The 12,461-nt window shown below is 62.4% G+C and carries 10 protein-coding genes (1 of these 10 cut by a window edge); 4 read left to right on the top strand and 6 right to left on the bottom strand.

Going from position 1 to position 12,461, the window contains the following annotated elements; genetic code table 11:
* On the top strand, nucleotides 1-1,464 hold the 3' portion of the coding sequence (gene ilvC / locus AACZ17_RS16275) for a ketol-acid reductoisomerase (protein ID WP_290740175.1). The gene continues 9 nt to the left of window position 1, outside the view; 1,464 of the gene's 1,473 nt are visible here — the last part of the coding sequence; its start codon lies off the left edge, out of view; its stop codon occupies nucleotides 1,462-1,464.
* 307 nt (nucleotides 1,465-1,771) lie between these two features.
* Here the strand turns inward: ilvC and ilvN are convergent, their stop codons facing one another.
* Both ilvN and AACZ17_RS16265 read right to left on the bottom strand, forming a co-directional pair.
* Nucleotides 1,772-2,263, bottom strand: a complete 492-nt coding sequence (gene ilvN / locus AACZ17_RS16270) for an acetolactate synthase small subunit (protein WP_027949704.1) — start codon at nucleotides 2,261-2,263, stop codon at nucleotides 1,772-1,774.
* Nucleotide 2,264: 1 nt separating this feature from the next.
* Complete coding sequence (locus AACZ17_RS16265; protein WP_290740179.1) at nucleotides 2,265-4,010, bottom strand: acetolactate synthase 3 large subunit; 1,746 nt, start codon at nucleotides 4,008-4,010, stop codon at nucleotides 2,265-2,267.
* Between the two features lie 506 nt (nucleotides 4,011-4,516).
* Between AACZ17_RS16265 and AACZ17_RS16260 the strand changes: the two genes are divergently transcribed.
* Both AACZ17_RS16260 and AACZ17_RS16255 read left to right on the top strand, forming a co-directional pair.
* Nucleotides 4,517-4,975 (top strand): DUF4124 domain-containing protein, encoded by a 459-nt coding sequence (locus AACZ17_RS16260; RefSeq protein WP_290740182.1) that lies wholly within the window; start codon nucleotides 4,517-4,519, stop codon nucleotides 4,973-4,975.
* 43 nt (nucleotides 4,976-5,018) lie between these two features.
* The gene (locus AACZ17_RS16255) at nucleotides 5,019-5,429 is read left to right on the top strand and encodes a type IV pilin protein (protein ID WP_290740185.1); all 411 of its coding nucleotides are present in this window, start codon (nucleotides 5,019-5,021) and stop codon (nucleotides 5,427-5,429) included.
* Between the two features lie 21 nt (nucleotides 5,430-5,450).
* Here the strand turns inward: AACZ17_RS16255 and clpB are convergent, their stop codons facing one another.
* The 3 genes from clpB to rluD form a co-directional block, all read right to left on the bottom strand.
* Nucleotides 5,451-8,027: an ATP-dependent chaperone ClpB gene (gene clpB, locus AACZ17_RS16250; RefSeq protein WP_290740188.1), complete on the bottom strand. Its 2,577-nt coding sequence runs from the start codon at nucleotides 8,025-8,027 to the stop codon at nucleotides 5,451-5,453.
* Nucleotides 8,028-8,124: 97 nt separating this feature from the next.
* Nucleotides 8,125-8,892 carry a peptidoglycan editing factor PgeF gene (gene pgeF / locus AACZ17_RS16245; protein WP_290740191.1) on the bottom strand — a complete coding sequence of 256 codons (768 nt, stop codon included), beginning with the start codon at nucleotides 8,890-8,892 and terminating at the stop codon, nucleotides 8,125-8,127.
* The gene (gene rluD / locus AACZ17_RS16240) at nucleotides 8,861-9,835 is read right to left on the bottom strand and encodes a 23S rRNA pseudouridine(1911/1915/1917) synthase RluD (RefSeq protein WP_290740195.1); all 975 of its coding nucleotides are present in this window, start codon (nucleotides 9,833-9,835) and stop codon (nucleotides 8,861-8,863) included. The genes pgeF and rluD overlap by 32 nt, the downstream gene beginning before the upstream one ends.
* Before the next feature lie 89 nt (nucleotides 9,836-9,924).
* On the opposite strand from rluD, the gene AACZ17_RS16235 reads away from it, so the two are divergent.
* A complete protein-coding gene (locus tag AACZ17_RS16235; protein ID WP_290740197.1) occupies nucleotides 9,925-10,815 on the top strand; it encodes an outer membrane protein assembly factor BamD in 891 nt (296 codons plus the stop codon).
* Here the strand turns inward: AACZ17_RS16235 and AACZ17_RS16230 are convergent, their stop codons facing one another.
* Nucleotides 10,816-12,447, bottom strand: coding sequence for an NAD+ synthase (locus tag AACZ17_RS16230; protein WP_290740200.1), 1,632 nt, complete (start codon nucleotides 12,445-12,447; stop codon nucleotides 10,816-10,818). It lies immediately after the preceding gene.
* Between the last annotated feature and the right edge of the window lie 14 nt (nucleotides 12,448-12,461).

Here is a 12,461-nt window from a genome sequence, read left to right as displayed (position 1 = left end):
AATTACTTCAATACACTACCGCTGCGCCTGCAGCTGCAACAACTCGGCAAATGCCGCTTCATGGATGCATCGGAGTTCGCCGATGGTGTCGAAAAACTGCGCGGCAAGAAGCTGGTGATCATCGGCTGTGGCGCCCAGGGCCTGAACCAGGGCCTCAACCTGCGCGACAGCGGGCTTGATGTGTCCTACACCCTGCGCGACAGCGCCATCGCCGAAAAACGGCAATCGTGGAAGAACGCAACCGAAAACGGCTTCACGGTAGGCACCTACCAGGAACTGATCCCGCAGGCCGACCTGGTGTTGAATCTGACGCCCGACAAGCAGCACAGCGCCGTGGTCGCCGAGGTCATGCCGCTGATGAAAAAGAACGCCTGCCTCGCCTATTCACACGGCTTCAACATCGTCGAAGAGGGGATGAAAATCCGGGAAGACCTCACGGTGATCATGGTTGCACCCAAGTGCCCCGGCACCGAGGTGCGGGAAGAATACAAGCGCGGGTTCGGCGTACCGACCCTGATTGCCGTGCACACCGAAAACGACCCACGAGGCGAAGGCCTGGAGCTGGCAAAAGCCTATGCCGCAGGCACGGGTGGCCACCGTGCCGGTGTTCTGGAATCCTCCTTCATCGCGGAAGTGAAATCCGACCTGATGGGCGAGCAGACCATTCTCTGCGGCATGCTGCAAACCGGCTCCATCCTCTGCTTCGACAAAATGGTAGAGAAAGGCATTGAGCCCGGCTACGCCTCCAAACTGATCCAGTACGGCTGGGAAACCGTGACTGAAGGCCTCAAGCACGGCGGCATTACCAACATGATGGACCGTCTGTCCAACCCCGCCAAGTTGCGCGCGTTTTACCTGGCGGAAGAACTCAAGGACATCATGCGCCCGCTGTATGAGAAGCACCAGGACGACATCATGACCGGGCACTTCTCGCGCACCATGATGGAGGACTGGGCCAACGACGATGCCAACCTGCTCAAGTGGCGCGCCGCCACCGCAGAAACCGCTTTCGAGAACACGCCCAACACCGCTGCGGAAATCAGCGAACAGGCGTTCTACGACAACGGCATCCTGATGATTGCAATGGTCAAGGCCGGCGTCGAACTGGCCTTCGAGACCATGGTCGCAGCGGGCATTATCGATGAATCCGCATACTACGAGTCCCTGCACGAAACGCCGCTCATCGCCAATACGATTGCGCGCAAGAAGCTGTATGAGATGAACGTTGTGATTTCCGATACCGCGGAATACGGCTGTTACCTCTTCGATCACGCCTGCCGCCCGCTGCTGAAGGACTTCATGGCGAATATCGACACAGACGTGATTGGCAAAACCATCGCCGGCGACAACGGCGTCGACAATCGGGAGCTGATTGCCGTGAACGAAAAGATCCGCTCACACCCGGTGGAGATCGTGGGCAAGAAGCTGCGTGGCTACATGACGGCGATGAAACGTATCGTCTGAGGGTTTCAGGCGCTGGAACATCCGTGGGGCCCTTCGGGGCCCTTTTTTATGGTGATGGTTGTTCGGGGCAGGCTTTGGTGCGTGCCGGGATCAGGGGCATGGCGGACGCTGGTTCGTGCCGGAATCGGGGGCGTGGCGGGATCGGGGGCGTGGCGGGATCGGGGGCGTGGCGGACGCTGGCACCCGTGGGGCTTGCCGGGAACCGCTACGAGCACATCCATGTGCTCGTAGCGGTTCCCGCCCGGCCCTTGCGGCCATCGCGTTCGCCACCCAACCCGCGGTCCAAGAAAGCCCCGAGCCGAGCACCCTAGAGCCTGAGCACTTTCTCCCCGCGAGAGATCCCAGCCACCCCAGACCGCACAACCTCGAGAATATCCGCTTCGGCCATCGCCGCCACGAACGAATCGAGCTTCTCCCCCGTCCCGGTGAGCTGAATGGTGTAGGTATTGGGCCCCACATCCACAATCTGGCCACGGAAAATGTCCGTCGTGCGCTTGATTTCGTCGCGCATGGCGCCACTCGCCCGCACCTTGATCAGCATCAGGTCGCGCTCGATGTGCGCGCCCTCGGAAAGATCTACCAGTTTGACGACATCCACCAGCTTGTTCAGCTGCTTGGTAATCTGCTCCATAGTCTTGTCGTCGCCTGTGGTGGTCAGTGTCAGGCGGGATAGCGTGAGATCCTCGGTTGGAGCCACGTTCAGCGTTTCGATGTTGTAACCGCGCTGGGAAAACAGGCCGATAACCCGTGACAGCGCACCCGGCTCGTTTTCCAGCAGTATGGAAATGATGCGTCGCATGTCAGGTCCTCTCGTTTTTGCTGAGCCACATATCCTTCATGGCGCCGTTGGGCGCGACATGCATCGGATACACGTGTTCCATGGGGTCGATAAAGATGTCGAGGAACACCAGCCTGTCCTTCATCGCAAACGCCTCCTCCATGCGCTGATCCAGTTCCTCGAGGCGTGTGACCTGTATCCCGACGTGACCGTAGGACTCCACCAGCTTCATGAAGTCCGGCAGCGAGTCCTCGTAGGTGCTCATGGCATAGCGCCCCTCGTACTGCATGTCCTGCCACTGCTTCACCATACCCAGGTAGTTATTGCGCAGGTTGATGATCTTGATTGGAGTGCTGTACTGCTTGCAGGTGGAGAGCTCCTGGATATTCATCTGGATACTGCCTTCACCGGTCACGCAGGCGACTTCCATATCCGGGAAGGCCAGCTTGACCCCCATGGCTGCGGGCAGACCAAAGCCCATCGTCCCCAGACCGCCCGAGTTGATCCAGCGACGTGGCTTGTCGAATTTGTAGTACTGCGCAGCGAACATCTGGTGCTGGCCGACATCTGACGTCACATAGGCATCACCGCCGGTCACACGATACAGGCTCTCGATAACCTGCTGCGGCATGATGCGATCACTCTCGCCGTAGCGACGCCCGGTCCACAGGCCGTGCTTGGCACGCCACTCATCGATTTGTTGCCACCAGCGCCCGAGGGCCGCCGTATCCGGCTGTTTGGGATCTTTTTCCTGCAGGCTTTCGAGAATATCCAGCAGGTCCTCAAGCACCGACTGCACCGGCCCGACAATGGGAATGTCCGCCGCCACCGTCTTCGAGATTGACGTGGGGTCGATGTCGATGTGAATGATCTTGGCCCCGGGACAGAAGCGCGAAACCGTATTGGTGACGCGATCATCGAAGCGCGCGCCCACCGCCAGAATCACGTCGCTGTGGTGCATCGCCATGTTGGCCTCATAGAAGCCGTGCATGCCCAGCATGCCGAGGAACTGGCGGTCTGTCGCAGGGTAGGCCCCAAGTCCCATCAGCGTGTTGGTCACCGGGTAATTGAGCTTGCGCGCCAGCCGGGTGAGCAGTTCACTGCTCTCTCCCAGAATGACACCGCCTCCTGCGTAGATGACCGGTCGCTTGGCGCTCAGCAGCAGCTTCGCCGCCTTGCGTATCTGCCCGGTATGGCCACGCTGGGCGGGCGCGTAGGAACGCAGCTTGACGGTTTCTGGGTAGTGGTATTCGAATTTCGCATCGGGGCGCGTGCAATCCTTGGGAATGTCGATGACCACAGGACCCGGACGGCCAGTGGTGGCAATATGGAACGCCTTGCGAATGGTCGCCGGAATATCCTCGGCACGACGAATCATGAAGCTGTGCTTCACAATGGGGCGAGAGATGCCCACCATGTCGGTTTCCTGAAATGCGTCTTCGCCGATCAGGTGCGTCGCTACCTGCCCGGACAGGACCACCATGGGTATTGAATCCATGTAGGCGGTGGCGATCCCGGTAATCGCGTTGGTCGCGCCGGGCCCCGAGGTGACCAGCACCACCCCTGGCTTGCCGGTGGCGCGCGCGTAGCCGTCCGCCGCATGGGTCGCCGCCTGTTCGTGACGCACCAGTACGTGAGGCACCTTGCTGGTTTTGAACAGGGCGTCGTATATGTGCAGGACCGCACCGCCCGGATAGCCGAATATGTACTCTACGCCCTCATCTTCGAGCGCTTTGGCGATCATCTCGCCGCCGGATAACAGCTCCACAATGTCTCTCCCACTAACGTAAACGCCCGGCGCGTAACCCTCGCCGAAGCAGTTCAAGTTGCTGTGTGGACGTTGCGGAAACCGGTACCTGACCCGGTACCCGGCTGGCGACGCCACCCCCTGGGCGCGATACACTGCTCGAGACCCGCCACCGGCATGCTGCGGCGGCGCTCCGCGGAGGAAATCGATCACGAACACCCGTGTATCGGTCGCCCTGCGAGGTAGCGCAGTGTCTGGCCCTCAATCCCGCCAGTGCGGCGCGGATTGAATACGGGACTCATGAACAGCCGCTGTGAATAATGACATCACAGCGGTAGACCAGTGGCCGGGGGTACCCGGAATTAGTCGTTACCACTCAAGAGACCCGCCTATTGTTTGCGCCGCGCGCAGGCTTGTCAACGTGAAAAACCCGCAGAGGATGGAATTTGCCTGAACAGGCGCATTGCGCCTCCGCCCGGGCTGGGGTACTTTAACCACGAACGCCTTCCAGAACAGGGACAATGCGTGTGAAATCAGCACTCCGCAAGGGTCTCGGCAGCACCCTGATAATGCTGTTGGCTACGGCCAGTCTGCAACTGGCCGCTGCAGACACCCACTACCGCTGGCAGGATGGCCGCGGCAACCCGGTGTACAGCGATCGGCCGCCGCCAAAGGGCACCGAGTATGAGGTCATTTCCTCTCGCTCCGGGCTGAAGCGGGTGGTGAGCGCTGACGAAGGTGCTGTGCCCCCGGAGGTCGTGCCGCGTCCGGGCAACCGGTTTGACCAGGTCGATGAGTCCGACATGGCGCGCAGCAAGAAAAATCCGGAGTTCTGTGAGACGGCCCGCAATAACCTCGCCACGTTGAACAAACCAGGGCGCATCCGTCTGCGCAACGACCAGGGCGAACTGCGGTATCTGGATGAAGAGCAGATTGCCGCCGAGCGCGCCAAGGCAGAAGAGGCGATTCGCCAGTACTGCGACTGATCCGGCGAAACATGCGCGCCTCCAGCGTGTCCCGCGCACCTGAGTGAAGCCTCCCCGACTGCAATCGGCGCTGATCGCGCTGGCTGTGGCACTCCTTGTCGGGGCGTTACTGGCCTGGGTAATCCACCCGCAACTCAGCAGCAACCGCCGCAGCGATGCAATGAACAGTCTGCTCCGTGCACAGCTCCTGCAACAGCGCTGGCATTCGGCGCACGGGCGTTTCGGCAGTGTGCAGGACATCTGGCCTCACCCACAGGGACTCTCCCTGGCCGGACACTATGTCCTTGGCGACGCCACGGATATTCTGCCCGAAGGCCCGAGTGAAGCGGCTTACGCCATGCAGGCAACACCGCGAGGTCGCCAGGCCGACGACCCCTGCGGCACCTTCGTGGTGACACAGGACGGTGTCCTGCTGCAAGCGCCCTGGGCCGGAGCCGCCTGCTGGTCGCGGTGAAGCGACCAGCAGCGACCTGACTCAGGCCTTGCTGAACGTGCTGCCTTCACCAGCCACATCCACCCGAATCGTGTCCCCCGGTACAAACTCACCGGACAGGATACGCTGTGCCAGGGGGTTCTCCAGCTCCTGCTGGATAGCGCGCTTCAGGGGGCGGGCACCGTATACCGGGTCGTAGCCGACAGCGGCGAGGCGGTCCATGAAGGCATCGGTAATCTCGATGGACAGTTCGCGCTCTGCCAGACGCTTGCGCAGCCACTGCAGCTGGATGTCGGCGATATGCCGGATCTGGTCCGCGGCCAGCGGATGGAAGACCACCGTCTCGTCGATACGGTTGACGAACTCGGGACGGAAGTGCCGCCCGACCACACCCATCACCGCCGCTTTCATCGCCGGGTAGTTCTCCTCGCCCGACATTTCCTGAATCAGATCTGAGCCGAGGTTCGACGTCATCACGATCACGGTGTTGCGGAAATCGACCGTACGCCCCTGGCCATCAGTCAGGCGCCCGTCGTCCAGCACCTGCAGCAGGATATTGAACACATCCGAGTGGGCCTTTTCGATTTCATCCAGCAAGAGCAGGGAATACGGGCGCCGGCGCACAGCCTCGGTCAGATAACCGCCCTCCTCGTAACCCACATACCCGGGCGGTGCGCCGATCAGCCGGGCCACGGAGTGCTTCTCCATGAACTCGGACATATCGATGCGCACCATGGCCTGCTCGCTGTCGAACAGGAACTCGGCCAGGGCCTTGCACAGTTCGGTCTTGCCGACCCCGGTCGGCCCCAGGAACAGGAACGAACCGTTGGGGCGATTGGGATCGGAGAGGCCGGCGCGCGAGCGACGCACGGCATCGGATACCGACTTGACCGCCTCGTCCTGGCCGACAACCCGCTGGTGCAGGAAGTCTTCCATACGCAGCAGTTTCTCGCGATCACCCTCCAACATCTTGGATACCGGTATGCCGGTCCAGCGGGATACCACCTCAGCCACCTCTTCATCGGTAACCTTGTTGCGCAGCAGCGTGCGCTCCTCGGTTTCGGCTGCCTGTGCGGACGCCAGCTGCTTCTCCAGCTCCGGTATGCGCCCGTACTGCAGCTCGGACATGCGGGTGAGGTCGCCGGCACGGCGCGCTGCCTCCAACTCGAGCTTGACCTGTTCAAGGTCACTCTTGACCTGTGCCTCGCCCTGCAAGGAGGCCTTCTCTGCCTTCCACACTTCCTCCAGATCCGAGTATTCGCGCTCGACCTTGTCGATTTGCTCGGTGAGCAGTTCCAGCTGCTTGCGGGCCCCGGCATCGGAGTCCTTTTTCACGGCTTCGCGCTCGATCTTGAGCTGAATCAGGCGGCGCTCAAGCCGATCCATGGCCTCGGGCTTGGAATCGATCTCCATACGGATACGGCTGGCGGCCTCATCAATGAGGTCGATGGCCTTGTCCGGCAACTGCCGGTCGGTGATATAGCGTGTCGAGAGCCGGGCCGCAGCGATGATGGCGCCGTCGGTAATATCGACCGAGTGGTGCACCTCATAGCGCTCTTTCAGGCCGCGCAGGATGGCTATGGTGTCTTCCTCGCTGGGCTCATCCACAAGCACTTTCTGGAAGCGCCGCTCCAGGGCTGCATCCTTCTCGATATACTTGCGATACTCATCCAGGGTGGTTGCGCCAACGCAGTGCAGCTCACCGCGCGCCAATGCGGGCTTCAGCATGTTCCCGGCATCCATGGAACCCTCGGCCTTGCCGGCGCCCACCATGGTGTGCAGTTCGTCGATGAACAGAATGACCCGGCCTTCCTGCTTCGAGAGCTCGTTGAGCACGGCTTTCAGGCGCTCCTCGAAGTCGCCACGGTATTTGGCGCCCGCCAGTAGCGCACCGAGGTCCAGCGACAGAATACGCTTGTCCTTCAGGCCCTCCGGCACTTCGCCATTGATCACGCGCTGCGCCAACCCCTCGATGATGGCGGTCTTGCCCACACCGGGCTCGCCGATAAGCACCGGGTTGTTCTTGGTGCGGCGCTGCAACACCTGGATCGTACGCCGAATCTCGTCATCACGACCGATTACCGGGTCCAGCTTGCCCTGCTCGGCCCGCTCCGTGAGGTCGATGGTGTATTTGTCCAGCGCCTGCCGGGACTCTTCGGCTTCCGGGTTGTGCACAGCTTCACCTCCACGCATCTGTTCAATCGCGCCCTGCAGGGCCAGCGCAGTCACGCCGTGCTGTTTCAGCAGCTCGCCGGCGACACCCTTGCTCTCGACCAGCGCCAGCAGGACCAGTTCGCTGGAAATGTAGGTATCGCCGCCTTTCTGTGCCAGTTTGTCGCTGACGTTGAGGATGCGCGTCAGGTCGTTGGAGACATGCACATCGCCGGCATTCCCACTCACCCTGGGCAAGCTCTCCACAGCCTTGCTGACGCCTTCCGCGAGGCCGGTGACATTGGCCCCCACCTTCTGCAGCAGCGGCCGCGTGGAGCCCCCCTGCTGCTGGAGCAGGGCCGCCAACAGGTGCACGGGCTCTATAAAATTGTGATCCTTGCCCAACGCCAGTGACTGGGCGTCGGCCAGTGCAAGCTGCAGCTGGTTGGTCAATTTGTCCATTCTCATTGCTCAATATCTCCTTGCGCGCCAGTCGAAGGTGCTGGCAGTGCATCAATCCATGAGCAGTCAATGGGGGCAAAAAGACCCTGTTTCAAGTGTGGGTTCAGGGTGGACCTGAGGCGCGATTGAGGTAGATCAAGCTTGCCATGCGGCCGGTCACCCCGTCGCGCCGATACGAGTAGAAGCGCTGGCGGTCACTGAAGGTACAGAAGCCGCCACCGAAAATGGCTGTCACACCAGCGGCCTGCAACCGCAGCCGCGCCAGCCGGTAGATGTCGGCATAGAAATGACCTTTGCGCGCCGCCGGGACAAAGGCCAGAGACGTCTCGGGACCCGCGCCGCCAGCGAGAAACGCGTCCCGGACTTCGGCTCCCACCTCAAAGGCCCCTGGCCCGATGGCCGGCCCCAGCCAGGCCAGCAGGCGATCGGGGGCCACCGGCAAGGCGTGCACGGTGGCCTCAAGCACGCCCGCTGCAAGGCCACGCCACCCGGCGTGCGCCGCCGCCACCGCGGTCGCCCCGCGGTCGCAAAACAGCACCGGCAGGCAGTCCGCTGTCAGCACGGCACAGGCAATACCCGGGTCGCGCGTCCAGCTACCATCCGCCTCCGGTGTCTCGCCGGCACACTGCGCAGGCACCACCGTAGCGCCGTGCACCTGCGCCAACCACTGCACCCGGGTACCTGTGGCGAGGCAGGTCTGCAGCCGCTCTCGGTTGCCCGCCACAGTCGCCGCCTCGTCGCCGACGTGATTTCCCAGGTTAAATGTGTTCCAGGGTGTGCTGCTCAACCCACCCAGGCGGGTGGTGGCCAGCGCCGACACCGTCGCGGGCGCCGGCCAGTCAGGCGTGATCAGGCCGGGCCTGTACACCATCTTCTTCCTCCAGCACGGCCAGCAGGGCGCGCATGTCCTCGGGCAAGGGGCATTCAAACTGCATCGCCTCACCGCTGACCGGGTGCAACAGACCCAGGGATTCGGCGTGCAAGGCCTGGCGCGGGAAACCCCGGAGCGCAGTGATCAGTCGCTCCGAGGCGCCGCGGGGGATACGCGGACGCCCACCGTAGGCCGGGTCGCCGACCAGCGGGTAGTGTCGATGGGCCATGTGCACTCGGATCTGGTGGGTGCGGCCGGTTTCAAGATTCACGGTAATGCGGGTGTGATGAGCAAAGCGACGGGCGATGCGGTAGTGCGTGACCGCCGGCTTGCCGCCGCTGACCACCGCCATTTTCTTGCGCTGGCGCGGATGTCGCCCAATCGGTTCATCGATGGTGCCGCCTCCCGTCATGGCCCCGATACATACCGCACAGTACTGGCGCTTGACGGTACGCGCCTGCAGCTGGGCGACCAGGTGATGGTGCGCGGAAAGCGTTTTGGCCGCCACCATCACGCCCGAGGTCTCCATATCCAGCCGGTGCACAATGCCACCGCGGGGCAACTGCGCCATTGTCGGCGCATGGCCGATGAGGGCGTTGACCAGGGTGCCATCGGCATGCCCCGCGGCGGGGTGCACCACCAGGCCCGCGGGTTTGTTCAACACGAGGATGCTCTCGTCCTCGTAGAGGATATCGAGTGCAATGCGCTCCGGCTGCCAGCTGACTTCGTCCTCCAGCGCCGCGTCAACGGTGAGCGCCGTGCCCGCCCTGACCTTGTCCCGCGGCCGACACACCTTGCCATCCGCCAACAGCTCACCGCGCTTGATCCAGGTCTGCAATCGGGAGCGGGAGTATTCCGGAAACAGCCTGGCTGCTGCCTGGTCAAGCCGCTCGCCGTCGAGAGCAGCCTCCACTTCAGCTGTGCCACGGATCCTGTCTGTCATCGGAATTCCTGTTTATGCCCCGTAGGCGATGTGGTTAAATAGCGACCTCAGTACATTCCCAGTCTATCACGCCAGCGGTTGCCACTTTGTTGAAATCACTGAAAATCACTCCGTTCCTGCTGCTCCTCGCCCTGCTCGTCGGCTGTGCCGGGAACGATGAACTCGACGATCTGTCTGCCGACAGCGGCGAACAGCAGATGTATGAAAACGCCCAACGCTACCTGCGCAGCCGTAATTACGATCTCGCGGTGCGCAGCCTGCAGCTGCTGGAGTCACGCTATCCGTTTGGCAAATACGCCGAGCAGGCGCAGCTGGAACTGATTTACGCCCACTACGGGGCCTACGAGCACGAGGCCGCCGTAGAGGCCGCGGACCGATTCATCCGCCTGCACCCCCAACACCCCAGCGTCGACTATGCGTACTACATGAAAGGACTGTCCGCATACTCGGCAAAGTCCGACATCTTCGCGCGCTTCCTGCCGACCGACGAAAGCAGCCGCGACATGAAGCATGCGCGGGAGGCCTTCGCCGAGTTTGCCCAGCTGGTGGCCCGCTACCCCAACAGTCCCTATGCGGCAGACGCCAAGGCACGCATGGTGCACCTGCGCAACCTGCTGGCGCGGCATGAAATCCTGGTGGCCAACTACTACTTCCGCCGCGGCGCCTATCTGGCCGCCACCAATCGCGGACGCTACGTGGTCGAGAACTTCCAGCGCACACCCGCCGTCGCCGATGGCCTGGCCGTCATGGCCCAGGGCTACATCCTGCTCGGGATGAACGACCTTGCCGAAGATGCCATCGAGGTGCTGAAGCTCAACTACCCGGACTACCCCGCCCTGGACAAGGACGGGAACTTCCGTTCGGATTACTCACTGGACGGGCCGGAACGCTCGATCATAAATCGGGTCACGCTGGGCCTGTTCGATCCGCCAGAAGTCCCTGAGTTCGATACCCGGGAACTCTACCGCCAACCGCGGTAACTACTCGCCGGGTGTCCAGGCAGAGGTGATCGGGTAGCGCCGGTCGCGACCGAAGCCGCGGCGCGTAATACGGACTCCGACAGGCGCCTGGCGCCGCTTGTACTCGTTGAGGTCCACCAGCCGCAACACCCGGTGCACCTGCTCGGCGTCCATGCCCGAGGCAATGATGGCCGCGGCACTGAAATCCTGCTCCACATACAGCTCCAGTATGCGGTCGAGTACCGGGTAGGGGGGCAGACTGTCCTCGTCTTTCTGGTCAGGTGCCAGCTCTGCCGAAGGCGGCCGGTCAATCACACGCTGGGGTATGCATGGCGCTATGCTGTTGCGGTAACGCGACAGTTCGAACACCAGGGTCTTGGGCACATCCTTGAGCACGTCGAAACCGCCCGCCATGTCGCCGTACAGCGTGGAATAACCCACGGCCAGTTCGCTCTTGTTTCCGGTGGTCAACACCAACAGGCCCTTCTTGTTGGAAATCGACATCAGCAGCACTCCGCGGCAGCGCGCCTGCAGGTTCTCTTCCGTGGTATCCGTCCGGGTTCCCGCGAACTCGTCCTGCAGTGCGGCCATGAACGACTCGTAAATTGGCTCGATGGAAATGACCTTGTGAGCCACACCCAGCAGGGCAGACTGCTCCGCAGCATCCTCGACGCTCATTTGCGCGGTGTAGCGGAAGGGCATCATCACCGCCTCCACCCGCTCGGGACCCAGGGCCTCAACGGCAACCGCCAGGGTCAACGCGGAATCAATGCCACCCGACAGACCCAACACAACGCCACGAAAGCGGTTTTTATTCACGTAATCGCGCAGGCCCAGCACCAGGGCCTGCCAGGTTGCCTCCAGCTCGTCCAACGGTGCCGCCTGATCCTCACCTGCCAGACAAAGCACTTCGCCTTCGCGGTGCGCCGTCAGCCAGTACTCCCCCTCGACAAAGTTCGGCGCTGTGGCCACCCGGTTGCCCTGCGCATCAACGGCGAAGGAGCCGCCATCAAACACCAGCTCGTCCTGCCCGCCCACCTGGTTCACATAGACGATGGGGCACTGGTTGCTGCGTGCGCGATCCGCCACCAGATCCCAGCGCTCTATGCGCTTGCCGCGGTGGTAGGGTGAGGCGTTGAGGTTGAGCACCAGCTCGGCCCCGGCGCGTGCCGCTTCACGCACCGGCCCCGGCTCCCAGATGTCCTCGCACACCGTCAGTCCGACGCGAACGCCCTCGATCTGCACCACACAGGGACTGTCGCCCTTCTGGAAATAGCGCATTTCGTCAAAGACCTGGTAGTTCGGCAGACACTGCTTGCGGTATTCCGCGACGATTTCACCCCGATGCAGCACTGCAGCTACGTTATACAGGGCGATGCCCTCCCGGCGCGGATAGCCCAGCACCAGCCAGCTGTCACCGGTCATCGCCGCCTTGATCGCCTGCAGCGACTGGTTCACACGCAGCTCAATGCTGGGGCGCAGCAACAGGTCTTCGGGGGGATAGCCGCTGAGGGTCAGCTCGGGGAACACCAGTACCGGTGCGCTGACCTGGCTCTCCGCCCGCCGCATGGCGTCAATAACGCGGGCAGTATTCCCCTCGAAATCGCCGACGAGGGTATTCATCTGCACCATGAGTATGTTGAGCCTGGACATGGAGTTTCCGCGTT

Source organism: uncultured Haliea sp. (assembly GCF_963973825.1).
Lineage (GTDB): Bacteria > Pseudomonadota > Gammaproteobacteria > Pseudomonadales > Halieaceae > Haliea.
This window is presented reverse-complemented; position numbering and strand designations above follow the sequence as displayed.